Below are 20,045 nucleotides of genomic sequence, written 5' to 3'. Positions count from 1 at the left end.
TCTCCATGAACGCCGCAAAACTCAAGGAATCCATTGATCTTCACGACTTGGCCAATCGCCTCGGCCTTCAACGCCAAAAAGAAGGGGAAAACTACCGCGCCCCCTGGAGGGAAGACAAAAAACCGTCTCTTTCAGTTTTTGCCGATGGCCGCAAATGGAAGGACCATGGTTCCGCCGAAGGCGGGGATTGCATTGATCTTGTAAAGCGCGTCAAAGGAGTTGACACCCAGGAGGCCATGCGGTTCCTGCACGAACTGTATGGCTTTCCTTTTGACCGTCCGGCAAATGATCCACCTGATCAGGCCAATCACGAAAACGCCGCAATCAAGATTTGGACCAAGACCAAAAATCACAAAAACCTCCATTTTTCCGCCCAATACCTGACGGAAACCAGGAAGCTTCCCGCCGACAGGGTTACAAGTTGGCAAGGCCAATCTTTCGGCTACTCCGATTGGTCTCCATCCAAGGGCAACGCCAAAGAGCATGGACCGGCGGTTACTTTCCCGGTGGTCAACAAGGATGGGGTGGTGACCGCAGTCAACATGCGGTATCTGGAGGAAGGCCATGAACCAAAAATGCGATTCCTGGGTGAAGCGTCCGGTGGATTCTTCATCCCCGATCTTGCCATCAGAAAAGCCCCCATCATCTGGCTGGTTGAATCCCCCATCGACGCTTTAACCTTGACCGCCGCCGGTTGTCCCGCAATGGCCTTCCTGTCTGTTTCCATGGCGGGGGCTTTTCCCTTTTCATGGCTCAAGGACCATCAAAGGTTGATGATTCTGGCTGATAACGATCCCCCGGGCATGAAGGCGGCAGCCACACTTTATCATCGGGCCATCTCGGGAGGCGTCACCGTTCAATGGGTGGAATGGATTCAAGACTTCAAGGACCCCAATGATGCCCTGCAAGCGGGAAAAAGCCTGGAACAAATCAGAACATGGGCCAACAAAGCCGATACCAGCATGTTTCCGGCCAAGGATGTTTTTGTTCCAACCCATGAATTTGGCCGGTTGAACCATTTCATCTGCTACCTGGACACCACCGAATACCACCGGGAAACAGAAGATGGTCCCGAATACAAACCGGTGGCGGGTTTCCGGGTGTACCGCCTGGACCCGATCATCATTCACCACCCCGCCACCGCCATCGACCCTTCCGATTCCGGCAACAGTGCCCGCAAAGTTTTGGTGGCCTATCGTCGAACCGATTCCAACGTGATCCAAAGGCGCGTCATCGGGTCCGAGGACATCAGCAGTTCAAACGTGCTGCAAAAACTGGGTCACCTGCACAACGCCCGGCAAATGGCACTGTTGCTTCAAACTTTGGGACGAGACCAGCGTCATTCCCAAGAGTCGGTCGGGGTGATCGGTCTGGTCCATGTGGGTGGCAAGCTGCAACTCATGGATGCCAAAAATTCTCATCTGACCGACGAAGAGTGCGTTTACCATCGTCTCCACATCCCAAGCGCCCCCCCAGGATCGGCACGGGGAATTCTGGAACAGGTTGACGGCCTGATGAAGCAACACCTTGGCGTCATTCAACTGGGCTGGTTTCTCGGGAGCCTGATGAAGGTTTTCCTGGGATTCTGGCCCCATCTTGTCATCGGCGGTCATTCGGGATCGGGAAAAACCGTGATTGCTGGCATCATGCAAAAGTTGATTGGTTTTGACCTCAAAGAGTCTTCGGAACTCCAAACCCCCTACCGCCGCATGAAGGCCATTTCCAACCACCTTTACCCCGTCCTTTTTGACGAAATCTCCCGTATTGATCCCAAGGATTGCGATGATTTTGTCAACTTGATGCATGTTTCCTACCGCGCTTCCGTCAGACACCACGGCATGAAGGGGGTATTTCTGGTTGCTGCCCCAGTTTGTTTGATCGGACAGGACAACCCCATTACCGATGCCGCCATCAATACCAAGATCGTTCAGTTCGACATGGACGGCATGAAAAACGAAGTGGGTATGTTCACTCCCAAAACACCCTTCCCGGTCCGGGAATGGGCGCATTTTCTCATGGACCGTTGGGACAAGGTTAAAGCGAACGAACGCCTGAAGATCCATACCCAATCTCTGTTCAAACACCTGAAGAGGGATCCTTCGGACACCAACATCGGTCGATTGGTCGATAACTATGCCGCCCTCCAGTTTGCCCTGGAAGAAGTCTTTACCTTTTCCGGGTATACCAATGACGCGGTCTGGCAAACGGTGGTGGATTTGATGAATCAACATCTCGTCGAGACCGCCCTTGTCCGCCGGGAATCTTTGGCCATCATGGAAAAACTGGCCGAAGAAATCACGCTTGCCAATCGTCATGAAACCCCCATCCCTTTTCTCGTTGATGAAAAAGAGGGGGGGCGACTGTTCATCCATACCGCGACCATCCTGCCTTTCTTGGAAAAGCGTGGACATCATTTCCCTGTCACAACCTCCAAACGGTTGGTGGCACATTTGAGCAGAGATGGCCTTTTGCTGGGACGCAACGTGCGGAAGACGATCGGTCCCAATGTTTACAAATGCGCCGTCTTGAGTCTGAGAAAATTGGAAAAACTGGGTGTCGATTGGCCAACCCGGACTGAGGTTGGGTCCTCCCCCTACAGTGACGGCACGAGCCAAGAATGATGAAATCCGCCCCATTGGATCTGTACCGACCCGCCCCGGAACCACCGCCAGTTGCCAACCCCATCCCGCCGGAACACCAAGAGCGAATCCGGGCCAGCCTGCAACGGTTCCGCCGTCAGCATGGCCAACGGTTGGCCTCTTTGGGGTGGAATCGGGATAACCTTTTCCTGGGAACATCTCCAGATGAAGCCAAAAGCTACGACCATCTGCACGGAATGGCGGCCCTGATTGCCGATGGCGCATCCCTGATTCATTCCGACCGCAACCACCTGGTCTTTTTGTCCCACGGTCGGAAGTTGCGTTGGGTTCGTGCTGGATATTGGCTTGGAGGGTTCAATTAATGGCCCGCCCTTGCTCTGTATGCGCCCACAAGCGCATTGCCGACATCGACCAAGCCTTGGTGGCCGGAGAGACTTTTCGCGCTCTATCGCGTCAATACGGCCTTTCCAAGGACTCACTGCGACGGCACAAGCTGGAACATCTCCCCAAGGCCATGGTGGAGGCTCAGAAGGCCGTTGATGTGGCTTACGGGGACAATCTTCTGGATTACCTGGGAACACTGCGACATGAAGCCCACGAAATCAAAAACAAGGCCGAGAAAAAAGGCAACTTTACGGCAGCCCTGGGTGGGATTCGGGAGTTGGTTCGCATTGTGGAACTGCTGGCAAAAATGCGTGGGGAGTTGCAGGAAACGCCATCCGTCAACCTGTTTGTTTCGGCGGAATGGACCAACATGCAAGCCATCATCGTCAAGGCATTGGCCCCCTACCCGGAAGCCAAACGCGCCGTCGTCCAGGCCCTGGAGGATCATCGCTGAATGTCCGACCTGGTCAAAGACTTAATCTGCGCCCTGGACCCTGCCCACTTCGCCAGGAACCGGCTTGGATTTGCCCCCGATTCCTGGCAAGCGCAAATGCTGCAATCCCCGTCCAAGCGGATCATCCTGAACTGCTGCCGCCAATCCGGAAAAAGTACGACCACCGCGATTCTGGCCCTGCATACGGCCCTGTTCCAACCCGATTCCTTGACGTTGGTCATTTCCAAATCCGACCGGCAATCCAAACTGTTGTTCCAGAAGGTCACCGGCTTCATGAAAGGGCTGACTGGTCGCCCCAAGCTGGATGAGGACAACAAGAACGCCTTTACCCTGCCCAATGGTTCCCGTGTGGTCAGCCTGCCCAACAACCCCGATTCCATTCGTGGCTATTCTGCCGTGGATCTCCTCATCGAGGATGAGGCGGCCTTCGTTCCCGACGCCCTTTATCGATCCGTCCGCCCCATGCTGGCGGTTTCAAACGGCAAGCTGGTGTTGATGAGTACCCCCTACGGCAAGATCGGGCACTTCTTCGAGGAATGGACCAATGGTAGTGACGAATGGGAGCGTATCAAGGTCACAGCCCACCAATGCCCACGCATCACAAAGGCGTTCCTGGAAGAAGAACGTAACTCCCTGGGATCGCTTTGGTTCAACCAGGAATACATGGGAATTTTCGCTGAACGTATCGATTCGGTGTTTAGTCACGATGTGGTCATGTCGGCCATATCAACGGAAGTCAAACCGCTTTTTGGAGAATAACCGCCATGTTCACGAGATATATGATTGAAATTTATGAACCGGGTGATGTTGAAACCGTCATTGCACGCTTTGAAGCCAGCGAGCCATTCAACCCTATTCACGTTGGGGAATTCATCTCACCTCATGTGTGGCCGGAACCTGCCAGAAGATTACCCAACAGCCAGCATTTGCGTGTTGTGGCTGTTGAACACATGATGTTTAGACTGGACCGAATCACCACATTCAAGACAATGTACTATACGGAAATAGTTAAACATTTCCATCGGGACATCTTTGATGATCAGAGTCCTTGGCCCTTCTGGGGAAACGATCAATCTGGAGAACAACCATGCTGAGTGATTTCATCATCGGTTTGGATCTTGGGCAGTCTCAAGATTTTACGGCGGTCACGATCCTTGAACGTTTTTTCGAGGAAAAGCCTGCCCGTTACCACCTGCGCCATGCTGAACGATTCAAACTGGGAACTTCCTATCCCGATCAGGTTGCCAAAGTGGGTAAAATGCTGGCCAGTGAACAACTCAGGAATGGGAAAGCAACGCTGGTGGTGGATGGAACGGGAGCGGGCCGCCCCGTGGTGGACATGTTCCGGGATGCCCGACTGCCTGCCGAACTGATTGCCGTCACCATCACCGGCGGGGATTCTGTAAGCGAGGAGGGACGCGATTTCCGGGTTCCCAAGCGGGATCTTGTTTCCGCCCTCCAGGTACTTCTCCAATCCGGAAGGCTCAAGGTGGCGGGTGGGATGCCCGAAGCCGATACCCTGGTTCAGGAACTGCTGAACTTCAAGGTGGAAATTACCATGGGTGGCCATGACAAATACGAAGCATGGCGGGAGGGTATCCATGACGACTTGGTGTTGAGTGCGGCCATGGCGTGTTGGTATGGGGAGTGGAAACCACATTTGACCATTGAATTTCAGGCAGCCGATTTGGGATGGGCAGACCTTACCGGATACGACTTGGACCATCCCAGGTATTTTGACCTAAGTGACGACGATGGTAGCTGGGGGATCTCGACCCGGAGACGCGATTTTACTGGATATTTGTTGTAATGAAAGACAATGGGACCAGTCCCATTCAAGCGAGTGTTCTACAAGGGGAGAAATGATGGACGGAATAAGCAAGGGAGGGTACATGGCCAGTAAAGCGTTACCACGCTTTGTCACCTGCGCCGAATTGGCGCAAATCGTCGGCTACAATGGATCACCGGAAAGCTTTGCGGCTTTTGTCAGGTACACCAAAGACCATCCCTGGCCAGAAGTACGCAAACTGAGAGTAAGAGTTGGCAGGAACAGGAAATTTCCCACAGTCAAGGTTTTAGAATTGCTTAACGGCGGGACTCCGCCCTATCAAGGCGGTTGACCAAATCTTCTCCCCGAAGATGGGTATAACGGCGTAACATCTGCATGGAACGGTGGCCGGAGATGGCGGCCACCTCCTGGTCCGACAAACCAGCCTCAACCAATCTCGAAACCGCCTCGTGACGAAGATCGTGGAAATGAAGATCGACGATCCCGGCCCGAAGCAAAACGTGACGCCATACCTGACCGGTGACGTAGGGCCGTCGTTGTCCATCCTTGCCGGGTTCCCCAGGAAATAACAGTTTGGTGTCGTCTGGCCGCAACGGCCACTCCAGCACAATCCGCATCACATCGGTCGCCTTGAGAGACAAAGGCACCGTGCGCGCGTCTCCATTTTTAGTCTGTTCCAGGACCACCACCCGACGATTGATGTCTACCTGTCTCAACTCCAAGGATACGATTTCACCGTGACGCATAGCCGTAGCGATGGCCACGCGCACAATCCACCCCAGCATGGGGTTGGAGTGGGCATCACAAGCGGCAAGTAACCGCGTCTCTTCATCAGGAGTCAAACGACGATGACGCCCTGCACCAGGAGGTGGTTTACGAATCGACCTTACTGGGTTGAAGGCCAGACCAACGCCCCATTCCCGAATAGCCGTGGAAAAAAGATGAGCGAACAAGGCCAATTCAAGACGGACCTGATTGGCGCTGGCCGTCTTGAGTCGATCATCGCGGTAACACCCAACTTTATCCGGAGTGATCACCGCCAAGGAGTATTTGCCGAAAGCCGCCATCAAGTGTGCAGCTTTGGATTTTTCGGAACGCGCTGTAGTCGGTGCTTTTGAAGAAGAGACTTCAACCAAGTAGCGTTGCAAGGCACTGGCTACGGTCATCTGTTCAGCCATAGTGCGGTCCAAAAAGATCCCACGCACAATTTCATCTTCAATTTGACGGGCGTAGGTCTCAGCATCCCGACGTAGCCGGAATGTCTTGGTAACAGAAGGATGCCCTTGCCGTCGCACCTGGACTTGCCACGTTCCAGATGGGGTTCTGCGGATAGTGGCCAACACATGTCTCCCGCGCACTGTGCTGAATTTGTGCTGAAAGGGTAACATGTGCTGAAACTGACCGGCAAGCATTTTCAGTAAACTATTGAATCTGCTTGATATTTATGGTGCCCAGGGACGGAATCGAACCATCGACACGAGGATTTTCAGTCCTCTGCTCTACCGACTGAGCTACCTGGGCTGCTGCGATCTTGCGAAATGCCTGCCGATCTTGAGAAGACTCCTGTATACTCGATAGGAGAAGTGATTGTCAATCCCTGCTGCAAGGATTCTTAACGGTCATGGTTTGGGAAGTGCAACTGACGGCTCCAGAGGGCGGCGAAGATGCCTGTGGCGACATCATGACCGCGGTCGGGTCTCAGGGATCGGTCATGGAATGGTTGCCCGAAGACAATGCCCCGGTTCGGGTCAAGGGTTTTTTTCCCGATACCATTCATCGCGAGGAGGTGGAATTGCGACTCCTCCTTTTCTTCGCCGCCTCTTCCCTGGCCATTCCCGTCGGGACAATCCTCTGGCGCCACATCCCCGATCAGGATTGGACCGAGTCCTGGAAAAAAGAAATTCGCCCCTTCCCCGTCGGACACATGTTCCTGATTCGCCCCTCCTGGTGGCCCCGTGAAGACTCGGACCGATTTGTCCTCACGATCGACCCCGGACTGGCTTTCGGTTCGGGGTCCCACGAAACCACCTCCGGATGCCTGGAAGCGCTCGAATGGGTTCGCCAACAAAACAACCTCGGTCCCTTCCTCGACATGGGATGCGGTTCCGGAATTCTCGCCATGGGCGCCGCACGTCTCGGAGCCGCTCCCATCACCGCCTGTGACCTGGACCCCCAGGCAATCACCACCGCTTCCGAAAATTTCCTGGCCAACGATCTCCATGACATCAGCATCATCCTGTCGGATACCGTTCCCAGGGGACCCTTCCACACCATCGTCGCCAACATCCTTTCCGGAGTCCTTCTGGAAATGGCCAATGACCTCGTCCGGGAACTTCATCCCGGAGGATGGTTGATTCTCGCCGGTCTCCTGGATCACCAGGCCCAGGAAATTCTTGCCGCCTACCGCGCCCGCGGCATGGTCCCAAAAAAACGATGGGACAAGGCTCCATGGGTCATTCTCGCGCTTCAATCCCCCCCCCCGCGTCCACTGACGAATGAAAACGTGCGTCAGAAAAAATTGGCCGAAAAATTGCTAGTGCATCGAATCAGGAACAAGAAACACGACCCGCGATTGCGGTGGATGGCCTTGCGATCATCGGTCGAATGGATTCTACAACCTTGTGTTTGGAACGGTGCGACAGGGAACTTCAACCATGGATCTAGCAACGATCATAGGGATACTCTTGGCGTTTTCCGTTGTCGTCGCCGGCATCCTGATCGATGGCGGACTGATGATGTTCGTCAACATTCCAGGGCTCCTCATCGTCGTCGGCGGCACGATCGCCACCATGTTGATCCGCCATAAACCACGGGATGTCATCGGCTCGGTCCATGTCCTGGCCCGGGCCTTTTTCGTCAAGGTCCACGAACCCGAAAAGGTGATCGGTCAGATCATCGAAATGGCCAATATTGCCCGAAAGGACGGAATTCTGGCGTTGGAAAAATTTAAATCCGATGACCCCTTCCTTCAAGGGGCCATCAACCATTGCGTCGATGGCGCCGATCCCGAATTTCTTGGCAGCGTCCTGTCCAAAGAACTGTCCTATCTTGCCGAACGACACGCCCGCGGCATGGGCATCTGGGAAGGAGTCGCCGAAATGGCCCCGGCCTTCGGCATGATCGGCACCCTTGTCGGTCTGGTGCAAATGTTGGCCAACATCTCCGATCCCGCCGCCATCGGACCCGGAATGGCGATCGCCTTCCTGGCGACTTTCTATGGTTCATTGATCGCCTACGGCATCGCCATCCCCGTTTGCACCAAACTGGAAACCTACAGCAAGGATGAACAAATGGTCAAACAGGTCATCATCGATGGCATGATCGGCATCCAAAAAGGGGTCAACCCCCGCCTGCTTCAGGAAGCCCTGCTCGCGGCACTGCCCCCGTCACAACGCAACGCTCCATGAGCCGGCGGCCATGTCCAAATATTCCTCCAGTTCAAGGGGCTTCCCCCGGTGGCTGAACAACACCCATGCCAGCATGATGTCCCTGGTGTTGATCGTCCTCGTTTTTCTGCTGTCCTCGTCCCAGGTGGACCCCACCCTGTTCGAGAAGGGCATGGGCTCCTTTCACGATGCGTTGGGAATCCCGCGTATTCCCTACTCCGGTCAGTCATCGGCAGGGCGACGCGAAGCGGAAGGGGTCGAGTTTCATCAGGAAATCATCATCGTCCAACTGGTCGAAAAACTGCAACGTTCCCTGGGCCCGATGCTGGCCAATAAAGAAGCGGAATTGATCCAGTCGGAACAAGGGGTTCTCCTGCGCCTGCAAAGCGACAAAATCTTCCGTGCCCCGGGCCTCGACCTTCAGGACACCATCCAGTCCCCGCTTCTGGAGATGGCCAATCTGCTCAAGGAGGTCGATCATGAAGTCATCGTCAGTGGCCATACCGACAACGCCCCCCCCCCATCCAACCTTCCGTTCACCTCCAATTGGGGTTATTCTGCCGCCATGGCTGCATCGGTGGTTCAATTTCTGTCGGAAACCGGTGGCGTCCCGCCGATGCGCCTTCAGGCGCGGGGAATGGGACAGTTTTCCCCAATCCAGACCAACGAATCCGAAAGCGGACGAACCGCCAACCGTCGCATCGAGTTGATGGTTTCGCGCCATTCATCCCCTGCGATCACCGAAAATACGAGCAATCCCCCAGTGGCTACCCAGATGACAAACACCCCCCCGACAGAGGCACCGGAATCCGACCAGAAAAGCCAGCCTTCACGGGACAACCCCGCCACCACCGGATCCCAGGGGAACCTTCCCTGATCAACATGGAGACGAACCATGGCCGCCGTGTCGCAAAAAACGGGTGAACAACAACGTGCCTTTGTCCGTGTCGATGATTATCTGCCACTTTCCTGGCGCCGGGTCAGCGCCGAAGAGTTTGCCGAGGTCATCACCACCTTCAAGCGCAGTCAATCCTTTCCCATCGCACCCAACGATGTCCAGACGGCCCTGGCCAATCTGGAGGTCTCCGACAAGATTCTCCAACTGGAACGCACCGATCCGCTCCTGGCGCGCATCCTTTCGCGGATCGACATGAAACTCAACATGCTGCTCAAGGTATTCTACCCCGGAGACACGGCCCGTCCCATGGTGCCGACCTGGGTCAACCTTGGTGGTGGCGGACTGGCGTTCAAGGAAGCGGAACTGGATGTCATGGAAGGGGACATCCTTGAAATTCGTCTCGGCCTGTCCCTGGATTCTCTGACCTCGATCCAATGCTTCGCCCGGGCCGTCAAAATCTTCCCCCCCGACGAAGAGGGGCTGATCAAGGCGGCCTGCCAGTTTGAACCCATTCTCGATCAGGACCGGGAAAAATTGATACAACATATTTTCAAGCGCCAATCAGAAATGTTGCGGGCCAAACGAAGTTGAGGACCTTTCACCGATTCGATGAACGGAACCGCGGTCATGGCTGAAAAAAAGACCTTCGAAAACCAATCCGAACCGGTGACGTTCTGGTTCCGCCGGATCACCCCGACCTATCTGGCGCGAATCCGGGGATGTCACAAAAAAGGGGCCCCCATTCCCCGGGCACGCCCCGAGTTCGCCCCCGACATCGTCGAACTTCTGGCCAAAAAACCAAGAGGAAGCACAGCCATATCCGGAAGAGGCAGCAAGGGAGCCGACCGGGTCGCGGCCCTGGAGGCCATTGATCGCAAATTCGCCTTTCTTCTCGAAACCGTTTTTCCCCCGGAAGTCGTCATCCCGCGGGTACCGGTCATGCTCGACCCCGAAGGACGCGGCGTCGTTGCCTGGATCAAGGATCCCCCCTTCGCCGAGAACGATATTCTGGAACTCATGTTTCTGGCGGGTCCGGCGCTTCCCTGGTCGTTCCACGGCTTTGGACGGGTGGTCCGCATGCGTCAGGACTGGTCGAATCGTGGCCAGAGGGTCGAATTCCGTTTTGAAATGGTGGTTGGCGGTCTCAAGACGGCGCTTTTGCCGGAGCCATCGGCGAAACCAAGGATCATCGAAAAACCTCCCGCCAGACGGGAAATCATTCCCACACCGGCTCCTTCCGAGAAAATATCTTCTCCCATTCCTCCCGTGCGTCCTCCCGTGCGTCCCACACCCGAACCCGCTCCAGCCGTGACGAAAAACACGTCCGTCAGAAAAAGTCCGGAACCCAAGCCGGCCCCGGCGGCCAAACTGCCCCCGCCCGCACCCAAGTCCGCCGACAAATACGATCGCATGTTGCAGGAAGGGATGAAACTGTCTCAGGCCACCGTCGAGGACGCCGTCATCAGAAAGGGAGACGATCCCTTCATCGCCGCCCAGCCACGAGCGGATCAGCGTCGGGATTTCCGCATCAATGACCGGATCCCCTTCGTCTGGTGTCATGTCTCCGATACCGCGTTCGCCGAAGCGATGACCCATTTCCACCGTGACAAGGCTTTTGGTCTGCGTGGCATCATTCGCAATCAGCAAAAGATTCTCGCCGACCTTGGCGCCATTCAGGATTTTCTGAAACGCAAACATTCCAAGGCAAGAAAGCATGTCGATTGGCATCGCGAACGTCTTTCCTGGCTTTTTCTCCGGGCCACGTCGGAAAACGAGGAGTCTTATTATCAGGCGATGACCGAGTTGTTCACCTCCATTGCCAGGGATCTTTCTCAACAGAGCGGCGCTCTTGGTCAATCGAGCAATCAGGCGTTGTCTCTTTTTCGTGATCTCATGGAATTGCAGCAGATTCGCGATCAGTCCAATCCGATCACCGATGTCAATCCATTGAAAAAAGCGCTCGATGGCATCAACGACATTGAACGGCAACTGCCCAAGATTCTTCAGAAGATCGGGGAATCGTCTCCACCCCTGGCCGCCAGGATGAACACCTACCTGGAGACGATCAAGAGCATCGACCTCAGTCAGCATGACCGTCCCGTCGGCAAATCTCCCGACGGCAAGGATCTCTATACGGTCAATCTGAGCGCCACGGGCCTGGCATTCCGGACCCGGAGAATGTGGGTCAAGAAGGGTGATCTTCTGGAAATGCGTATTTTTCTCAGCATCGGCGGCGACCGGTTCGTGCCGGTGACGACCTACGGCAGGGTCGTGTTCGTCAACGGACCGGTGGACAACAGACTCAAGGTTGCCACCCACATCGATCCGAAACCGGCTGAATTCGAAAAGATGATCTACCAGCACATCGCCCGGCGGCAGAGGGAAATCCTTGCCGACCGCGCGGCCATGAAAGAAGTGGACGAAGAAGACTTCTGATGGCCGGACACCCCCCTCGTCCCAGGGATCTTCCCGACCCCCTTCTGGCTTGTCTGAGCCTTTTGACGCAACTTTTCAACCGGCCCGTCAGTCCCGTCGTTCTCCGGGCGGGATTGCCCCTTGACGCGCATCGACTGACACCGCCCCTGTTTCTGAAGGCGGCGCAACGGGTGGGAATGGCGGGCAGATTCCTGAAGAAAGAACTCGACGACATTTCGCCACTGATGCTTCCCTGTGTGTTGTTGCTCGACAACGATACCGCCTGCATCCTGGTCGAACGGCCCCATCCCGACCATGCGGCGGTCCTGTTCCCGGAAACAGGCATGGGCATCGTCAATCTGGACGCAAGCCAGCTCAAGAAAATCTATCGTGGCGAAGCGCTTTTTGTCAGGCCCTCCTACCAGACGCGGTTTTCACCACCGGACGGCAGCCGCAAGAGTTCAACCCAGGGATGGTTCTGGAAGGAAATCATCCGCTCCTGGTACGATATTTTCCAGGTGGTCATCGCCTCGGTGGTGATCAATCTTTTGGCGCTGGCAGTCCCGCTGTTCGTCATGAACGTCTACGACCGGGTGGTTCCCAACGAGGCGGTCGAAACCCTTTGGGTTCTGGCGATCGGCGTTTCGTTGGCCATTGGTTTCGATTTCATCCTCAAGGAATTGCGCACCTACTTCATCGACGCCATGGGGCGGAATCTGGACACGCTCTTGTCCAACCGCATCTTCGAGAAGATCCTCTCGTTGATTCCAGGGCAGGCGACGGTCGCCCCGGGGGCCATGGCCAATCGGATCCGCTCCTTCGAATTTCTCCGTGATTTTTTTTCCTCGGCAAGCCTGGTGGCCTTTGTCGATCTCCCCTTTTCGCTGCTGTTCATCATCCTGATCGCCTATCTTGGTGGCGTCACCATGGCGATGGTCCCCTTGGGAGGGGCCGTCATGGTCATTCTTCTGGGGCTGTTTTTCCAGGGTCCCCTGCTCAAGGCGGTACGGACCTATTACGAGGATACCTCCGAAAAACAGGGGTTTCTGGTCGAGGCTCTGGGACAACTGGAAACCATCAAGTTTCTCAACATGGAAGGCTGGATGCAACGGCGCTGGGAGCTGCTCGTCGATCGCATGTCGATGACAAGCGGACGCGAACGGTTATGGTCCCAGTTCATTCTTTCCCTGGCGGGGGTTGTCGGCCAGTTGTCCTACATCGGGGTCATCATGATCGGGGTCCATCGGATCATGATCGGGGAACTCAGCATCGGCGGCATGATGGCCTGTTCGCTGTTGAATGGACGGATCATCCAACCGCTGTTGCAGATCACCGGCATTCTGACCCGCTGGCATACCGCCCGGACCGCCTTGCATTCGCTCAATCAACTGATGTCCCTGGCCGAGGAACGTGCCCCGGAGCGGAACATGTTGCACAAACCCGACTTTCAGGGATCCATCGAACTGAAAAACTGCTTCTTCCGCTACCCCGGACAGAGCGATCCAGTGTTTTCAAGCCTGTCGCTCGCCATCCATGCCGGAGAAAAGGTGGGCATCACCGGATCCTCCGGGGCGGGCAAGACGACGCTGCTCAAACTGATCATGGGATATCATCCCGTGGCGGCAGGATCGATCCGTCTCGATGGAACCGACAGCCAACAGGTACATCCCGCCGAGATTCGCAGCCAGATCGGGTACATGGACCAGGATAACATCATGTTTTCCGGGACCCTGCGCGACAACATGCTCCTGGGATGGCCCGAGGCGTCCGACGAGGGGATCATGGAAGTGCTGCAACAGGTGGAGGCCGCCCCGATCGTCGCCGCCAACCCCATGGGACTGGACCGTCCCGTCGGCACCCAGGGCCAGGGATTGTCCCGGGGTGAACGTCAGTGTCTCTGCCTGGCCAGAACCCTGCTCGATCCCAACCGGGTCGTGATCCTCCTCGACGAACCGACCTCCGCCATGAGCGTCGTCGTCGAAAACCGTGCCATCCAGAACATTCTCCACCACCACAAGGAACGGACCATCATCATTGTTTCGCAGAGTCCCCGGGTCCTGCAACAATTGGATCGACTGATCATCCTCGAAAAAGGGGCCATCATCGCCGATGGTCCGACCATGGAGGTACTGACCCAGAAAAAAACATCTCCCCCCCCTGTTCCCGAAAAGGTCACGGCGCCATGAAACGCCGGCAACGTCTGGACGTCACACTCGTATCAGGCTCCGAGGCGGCGCAACATCGGACCCGCCGTCCGATGGCTTCCATGCTTCTTTTGAGTGTCGTTGCCCTGATCCTGTCATTTTTGTTCTGGGCCCACCATGCGCAAATCGATGAAGTCACCCATGCCGACGGACAGGTCGTTCCCTCCCAGAAAACCCAGAAGGTCCAAAACCTGGAAGGGGGCATTCTCGCCGAATTGTTGGTGGAAGAAGGAGATCCGGTCAAGAAGGATCAGGTGCTGCTGCGCATCGACAGCACCATCCACGAGGCCAACCTGAAGAAAAACCGTGGCGAATATTTGATGTTGCAGGCGGAAATCATCCGCATGAAGGCGGAAGTGGACAACAAGGTGCCGCAGTTTCCCAAGGAGATGATCGAGGAAAATCCCATCCTGGTCGCCAACCAGAAGGCCCTTTTCGAAACCCGGAAACAGGAATTGGACCGTGACATTTCCATCCTCAAACTTCAGGCCACACAAAAAGGGCAGGAACTTGGCGAACTTCAGACCCGGCGGGATGGTCTGAAAAACTCGGTCCGCCTGTTGTCCAAGGAGCTGTCGTTGAAACAGCCCCTGTTGAAGGATGGGGCCGTCTCGCCGACGGAACTGTTGCAACTGGAGCGGTTGCTCTCGGAAAAACAAAGCGACCTGGCCATCACCGAACAATCGATTCCCCGCGCCCGGTCGGCGATGGTGGAAGCGGAGGACCGGATCAACAAGGCCAAAATCGCTTTTGTCCGCGAAACGCTTGGTGGAATCGATCAACGTCAGGCGCGGTTGGAAAATTTTCAGGAGGTCGCCGCCTCCGACGCGGACCGCATCCGCCGCACCGAAGTGACCGCCCCCATGGACGGAATCGTCAAACGGCTGTTTCTCAACACCAGGGGGGGCATCATCCACCCCGGAGAAACCATCCTGGAAATCACGCCCATCGAGGATTCCCTGATCATCGAGGCCTGGGTCAATCCGAAGGATGTCGCCTTTCTTCGCCCGGGGCTTGCCGGTTCGGTCACGATCACCGCCTATGACCGGTCGATTTATGGTACTCTGGACGCCACGCTTGTCTCGTTGAGTGCCGACACGATCGAAGACAAGGAAAAAGGGGTGGGACGCTATCGGATTCAAATGCGCACCACCGAAAACGGATTTGTCCGGTTTGGCGAAAAATTGCCGATCATTCCGGGGATGACCGCTTCGGTGGAACTTTTGACCGGCAAGAAAACGGTTCTGGACTATCTCCTCAAGCCGATCTGGCGCGCCCGTTATCGGGCATTGCGGGAACGCTAAAACCATGGATACCCAATCACTTCGTTCTTTTTCCAATGCCGCGACGTTTGTGCGCCGGGCTGCCGAGCTGTCGATGAAACCGGCCACCCGACTGATCATCGCCGCGGGACTGATTGCCATTCTGTTCCATGGCGAGGTGATCGACTTTTCAACCCTGGAACAATTGATCACCCATCCCCTGGTCATCCTGCAGGTCGTGGCCATCGTCCTTCTGGCGCTGGTATTATCGGGTCTGCGCTGGTTTTTATTGCTGGCCTGCCAGGGAATCCATGTGTCGGCGATCAAGTCGATACAGATTCTGTTCATCACGGTTTTTTTCTCGATGTTTCTTCCGGGGGGATTCTTGACCTCGGATGCCCTGCGAACCGCCTATGTCGCGCGGGAAGCGCCTGACCAGCGAACCGCGGCGACGTGGTCGATTTTTTTCGACCGCTTGATCGGAATTTACGCCCTGTTTCTGCTCTGTCTCGTCTTTTCCCTGTTCAACCGCGACGCCATTGTCCAACATGTCCCATTGCTTGTCCTGACCGTCAGTGCTGCCGGGATCAGCCTTGGCATGCCGTTGGCTTTGTTTTTATTCATGCATTTCAGTCACACCTCCTGGGGGCAATGGATTTTGACGCACTCCCGGTCGCAACAGGTACGCTGGACCCTCGACCGCCTGGTCCATGCCGTCGATCTTTACAAGAAAACCCCCGGATCCATGGCCATGGTGCTTTTCCTGGCCCTTTTCAACCACATCCTGACCATCGCCTGCATTCTGGCCATTGTTGCCTCCAGTGGTATCGGCGCTTTGACCCATGGCGACTATGTCCTGGCCACCCTCTGGTCCACCGCCGCCAACGCCCTGCCGATCACCCCCGGCGGGCTTGGAGTGGGCGAAGGGAGCTTCGACCAGATCGCCCGTCTTCTGGAAACCATCCCTTCCGCGACCGGATATGGTACCATCTTTCTGGTGTTCCGTATTCTTTCCTCCCTGGCGTTGCTTCCTGGCCTGTTTTTTTATCTGGTCTATCGTCGCGACATCAGGGAAACCTTGCAATCAACCGCCCTCCCTTCCACCTGACAGGCCGCGGGCATCCTTTTTCAACACCTATGCGGGAGTTGTCATGTCTGACTCGATTCAAGTGGAATTCACCAAGTGTCACGGCGCGGGCAATGCGTTTATCGTCGTTGATGAAACCCGTTCACTCCAGGTCTCCGACCCCTTCAAGGCCCGTTTTTCCCGTCTGGTATCGGAGCGTTGCGCCGGCGGTATCGGCGCCGATGGCGCCATTTTCGTCTCCATCCATGACGAAACCCATCCCCGCATGCAGTTTTTCAACCCCGACGGCTCCGAAGCGGAAATGAGCGGCAACGGACTGCGCTGTGCCTCGCGGGTCGCCTACGAAAGCTACTACAAGGGACGCTCCCCCCTCGTATTCATCACCCGTGGTGGACGCTTCGAAACATATAATTTCTTTTCCGAGGAACATCGGCTCTCTTTTGTGCGCATCCATGCCGGTCACGTCGCAACCAATCCGCAACACATTCTGTCCAATCGTTCCACCACCCCCTTCATCGGCCAGAAACTTGAAGTGGACGGAACAACCCTGACCGGGACCGTCCTTTCCATCGGCAATCCCCACCTGATCGTCACCGTCAAGAAATTGAAGGAAATCGACCTCAACCGTCTCGGTCCCGCCCTCGAACACCATCCCATGTTCGCCAATCGCGCCAATATCAGTTTTGTCGAGGTACTCGACCGCCAGACAATCCTTGTCCAAACCCATGAACGCGGCGCCGGACCAACCCTTTCCTGCGGTACCGGCATGACTGCCTCGGTCGTCGCCCAGGTGTTGAACGGCAATGTCACCAACCACGCCGACATCCAGGTTCATACCGCCGGCGGCATCGCCTGGGTTCATCCCGAAGTCGATGGACAACACATTACCGCCCGCCTGACCGGCAACGCCACCCACGTCTATCGGGCACGGACCCGGATCGTCCTGAACGAAGATACCGTTACCTTTTCCGCCGATGGTCCCATGGAAATAACGGAAACCTTCCCCATCGAAGCCCAGGCCTATGAAACCTTGGCCAAAAAAAGCCTTTTCGATGTCTCCATGCTCAACGGCACACCCCTGGAAAGCCTGGTTCAGGCTCGTGGATCGCTGTAATCCATCGATTCATTCGCATATTCCTGAAGGAAAAGGGCGTCTTTTAAATGTACACTAATATATCGTTTATATTGCCACTCATTTAATACTATTATTAATTGTTAATAAAATAGAAATTTATTGTTGCCGTTGTTTGAACGGCATCATAGAATTTTTCTGCTTGCGGTCCACTGTGAATTCATGGCATAGAAATTTAAAATGCTTCAGTTGACCCGGTCCGATTCATTCACGAAAAGGAGAAGATCATCCATGAGACTCGCGGACATCAAGATGAGGCCCAAATTGATTGGCCTGTTGCTGCTTGTTGGTTTGATCCCTCTGGCTACCGTGGGATGGTTTGCCGCCACGATGGCGGACCAGGAATTGATGACCAGTGCGTTTAACCAACTCAACGCTGTCCGGGCCATCAAAAAAGGACAGATCGAAAAATACATGTTCGAACGGTTCGGGGACATCAGTGTTCTGGCTGCCTCGGGAGATGCGACACGGGCGATCATCAATCTGGAGAAGGCCTTTGGAGACGAGGGGAAAAAGACGGGAGGTCCGCTTTGGACCCGGGAAGTGGAAGCCGAAACCGGATGGTTGAACCGGTTCACCAAGGAATATGCCTATTATGATCTTTTTCTGATCTCGACTGCGGGAGACATCGTTTATACCTACGCCAGGGAAAAGGATCTGGGACAGAATCTGACGACGGGTGGATTGAGCGACAGCAGTCTGGGAAAGGCCTTTGCCAAGGCGATGAAAACAGGGGCGACCGGTTTTGGTGATTTCCAACCCTATGCCCCCTCCAATGGTGATCCGGCAGGATTTCTGGTCACTCCGGTCAAGCAGGGGGAGAAGGTGATTGGCGCCATTGGCCTGCAACTGTCGTTGGAATCGATCAACGCCGTCATGCAGCAACGGGACGGGATGGGGCAAACCGGGGAAAGCTATCTTGTCGGTTCCGATAAACGGATGCGTTCCGATTCTTTTCTTGACAAGCAGGGGCATTCGGTCAAGGCCTCGTTTGCCGGCACCATCGAAAGGAACGGGGTGGATACCGAGGGGGCCCGGGACGCACTGTCCGGGAAGGATTCCTCCAAGGTGATCATCGACTACAATGGCAACCCGGTCCTTTCGAGTTTTTCGCCATTGAAGGTAGGTGATGCCACCTGGGCCATTCTGGCGGAAATCGACCTGGCCGAGGTGCGAAAGCCGATCGTGACTTTGATCATGACGATCGTTGGTGCCGGTGTGATCATTGCCATCATTGTCGGTCTGATTGCTCTGTTCATAGCCAACAGCATTGCCACTCCATTGATTCAGGGGGTAAATTTTGCCACCGAAGTGGCGCGTGGCGATCTGACCGCCACCATCGCGGTCAACCAGAAGGATGAGGTGGGTATTCTGGCAAAAGCGCTCCTGGAAATGATGGAAAAGTTGAAATCGGTGATTGGAGAGGTTGCGGTTGCCGCCAGTCAGGTGACCACTGGCAGCAATGAAATTTCCGATGCGGCGCAAAACCTGTCCCAGGGGGCTACCGAACAGGCCGCCTCCATCGAGGAGACATCCTCGGCCATGGAACAGATGACCTCGAACATTCAGCAGAATTCCGACAACGCCAATACAACCCAGACCATTGCCCAGAAGGCGGCCCGTGACGCTGCCGAAGGGGGCGCTGCGGTCAACCAGGCGGTCCACGCGATGCGCGACATTGCCGGGAAGATTGGCATTATCGAGGAAATTGCCCGTCAGACCAACCTGTTGGCCCTCAATGCCGCCATCGAGGCGGCCCGTGCCGGGGAACATGGAAAGGGATTTGCCGTCGTGGCGGCAGAAGTCCGAAAGCTTGCGGAGCGCAGTCAGATTGCCGCGGGGGAAATCAGTCAGCTATCGACCTCCAGTGTATCGGTTGCCGAAAAGGCGGGCGGAATCATCAACACGCTCGTTCCCGACATTCAGAAGACTGCGGAACTCATTCAGGAGATTGCCGCATCGAGTCAGGAACAAAACCAGGGGGCGTCGCAGATCAATCAGGCCATCCAGCAACTCGACCAGGTGATCCAACAAAACGCCGGAGCCGCCGAAGAAATGGCTGCGACTGCGGAAGAATTGAGTTCACAGGCGGAACTGGTGAGTCAATCGATCTCCTTCTTCAACATTGGCCGCAAGGTTGACGCCCCGCACAAGAAAACGCCGATGAAAACGCAAGTGGCCCATCTTTCACCTTCCCCCCGGAAAAACACCTCCAAGTCCCTGGCCCACCCGACCGTTCCAAAGATCAGTGCCAAACCTGCCGTCGATGAGGAGTTCGAAACCTTCTGAACACGGAACCATGATCCCCCGATTCAGATCCCTCTCTGGATTCGGAATTATTGAAAGAAAAAAGGGGTCTGGGGGATTGCCCCCAGGGTTTTGATTTTGCTTTTGACTTTGTTTTTTACGCGCCCTTTCACCCGAAGCGGTTTCT

General features: G+C 55.6%; 16 protein-coding genes and 1 tRNA gene. 15 read left to right on the top strand and 2 right to left on the bottom strand.

Annotation, left to right across the window (positions count from 1 at the left end):
• The first annotated feature begins 5 nt into the window (after positions 1 to 5).
• Genes HQL76_02480 through HQL76_02455 form a run of 6 tightly spaced genes read left to right on the top strand, consistent with a single transcriptional unit; the run spans position 6 to position 5,248 of the window.
• On the top strand, positions 6 to 2,621 hold the full coding sequence (locus tag HQL76_02480) for a toprim domain-containing protein (GenBank protein MBF0108029.1): 2,616 nt from the start codon (positions 6 to 8) through the stop codon (positions 2,619 to 2,621).
• Positions 2,618 to 2,962: a hypothetical protein gene (locus HQL76_02475; GenBank protein ID MBF0108028.1), complete on the top strand. Its 345-nt coding sequence runs from the start codon at positions 2,618 to 2,620 to the stop codon at positions 2,960 to 2,962. The genes HQL76_02480 and HQL76_02475 overlap by 4 nt, the downstream gene beginning before the upstream one ends.
• Positions 2,962 to 3,438, top strand: coding sequence for a hypothetical protein (locus HQL76_02470; protein MBF0108027.1), 477 nt, complete (start codon positions 2,962 to 2,964; stop codon positions 3,436 to 3,438). Before HQL76_02475 ends, HQL76_02470 begins: the two co-directional genes overlap by 1 nt.
• Positions 3,439 to 4,197 carry a hypothetical protein gene (locus HQL76_02465; GenBank protein MBF0108026.1) on the top strand — a complete coding sequence of 253 codons (759 nt, stop codon included), beginning with the start codon at positions 3,439 to 3,441 and terminating at the stop codon, positions 4,195 to 4,197. It abuts the gene before it with no gap.
• A 5-nt stretch (positions 4,198 to 4,202) separates the two neighbouring features.
• Positions 4,203 to 4,532: a hypothetical protein gene (locus tag HQL76_02460; GenBank protein ID MBF0108025.1), complete on the top strand. Its 330-nt coding sequence runs from the start codon at positions 4,203 to 4,205 to the stop codon at positions 4,530 to 4,532.
• Positions 4,526 to 5,248, top strand: a complete 723-nt coding sequence (locus tag HQL76_02455) for a hypothetical protein (GenBank protein ID MBF0108024.1) — start codon at positions 4,526 to 4,528, stop codon at positions 5,246 to 5,248. Before HQL76_02460 ends, HQL76_02455 begins: the two co-directional genes overlap by 7 nt.
• A 275-nt stretch (positions 5,249 to 5,523) precedes the next feature.
• Here HQL76_02455 and HQL76_02450 read toward each other — a convergent pair whose 3' ends face one another.
• Together HQL76_02450 and HQL76_02445 are read right to left on the bottom strand one after the other, a co-directional pair.
• On the bottom strand, positions 5,524 to 6,567 hold the full coding sequence (locus HQL76_02450; GenBank protein MBF0108023.1) for a site-specific integrase: 1,044 nt from the start codon (positions 6,565 to 6,567) through the stop codon (positions 5,524 to 5,526).
• A 105-nt stretch (positions 6,568 to 6,672) separates the two neighbouring features.
• A tRNA-Phe gene (locus HQL76_02445) sits at positions 6,673 to 6,748 on the bottom strand.
• A gap of 1,133 nt (positions 6,749 to 7,881) precedes the next feature.
• On the opposite strand from HQL76_02445, the gene HQL76_02440 reads away from it, so the two are divergent.
• From HQL76_02440 to HQL76_02400, 9 genes are all read left to right on the top strand, one after another.
• Positions 7,882 to 8,634: a MotA/TolQ/ExbB proton channel family protein gene (locus HQL76_02440; GenBank protein MBF0108022.1), complete on the top strand. Its 753-nt coding sequence runs from the start codon at positions 7,882 to 7,884 to the stop codon at positions 8,632 to 8,634.
• Between the two features lie 10 nt (positions 8,635 to 8,644).
• Positions 8,645 to 9,490, top strand: a complete 846-nt coding sequence (locus HQL76_02435) for an OmpA family protein (GenBank protein MBF0108021.1) — start codon at positions 8,645 to 8,647, stop codon at positions 9,488 to 9,490.
• 18 nt (positions 9,491 to 9,508) lie between these two features.
• Entirely contained in the window at positions 9,509 to 10,102 is a 594-nt protein-coding gene (locus tag HQL76_02430; GenBank protein MBF0108020.1) for a PilZ domain-containing protein, read from the top strand.
• Positions 10,103 to 10,138: 36 nt separating this feature from the next.
• Positions 10,139 to 11,947 carry a PilZ domain-containing protein gene (locus HQL76_02425; protein ID MBF0108019.1) on the top strand — a complete coding sequence of 603 codons (1,809 nt, stop codon included), beginning with the start codon at positions 10,139 to 10,141 and terminating at the stop codon, positions 11,945 to 11,947.
• The gene (locus HQL76_02420; GenBank protein ID MBF0108018.1) at positions 11,947 to 14,112 is read left to right on the top strand and encodes a type I secretion system permease/ATPase; all 2,166 of its coding nucleotides are present in this window, start codon (positions 11,947 to 11,949) and stop codon (positions 14,110 to 14,112) included. Before HQL76_02425 ends, HQL76_02420 begins: the two co-directional genes overlap by 1 nt.
• Entirely contained in the window at positions 14,109 to 15,434 is a 1,326-nt protein-coding gene (locus tag HQL76_02415; protein ID MBF0108017.1) for an HlyD family type I secretion periplasmic adaptor subunit, read from the top strand. Before HQL76_02420 ends, HQL76_02415 begins: the two co-directional genes overlap by 4 nt.
• Positions 15,435 to 15,438: 4 nt before the next feature.
• Positions 15,439 to 16,500 carry a flippase-like domain-containing protein gene (locus HQL76_02410; protein MBF0108016.1) on the top strand — a complete coding sequence of 354 codons (1,062 nt, stop codon included), beginning with the start codon at positions 15,439 to 15,441 and terminating at the stop codon, positions 16,498 to 16,500.
• Between the two features lie 43 nt (positions 16,501 to 16,543).
• Positions 16,544 to 17,593 (top strand): diaminopimelate epimerase, encoded by a 1,050-nt coding sequence (gene dapF / locus HQL76_02405; GenBank protein MBF0108015.1) that lies wholly within the window; start codon positions 16,544 to 16,546, stop codon positions 17,591 to 17,593.
• A gap of 348 nt (positions 17,594 to 17,941) precedes the next feature.
• Entirely contained in the window at positions 17,942 to 19,900 is a 1,959-nt protein-coding gene (locus tag HQL76_02400) for a HAMP domain-containing protein (GenBank protein ID MBF0108014.1), read from the top strand.
• The last annotated feature ends 145 nt before the right edge of the window (positions 19,901 to 20,045 follow it).

Source organism: Magnetococcales bacterium, from assembly GCA_015228815.1.
Classification (GTDB): domain Bacteria; phylum Pseudomonadota; class Magnetococcia; order Magnetococcales; family UBA8363; genus UBA8363.
This window is presented reverse-complemented; position numbering and strand designations above follow the sequence as displayed.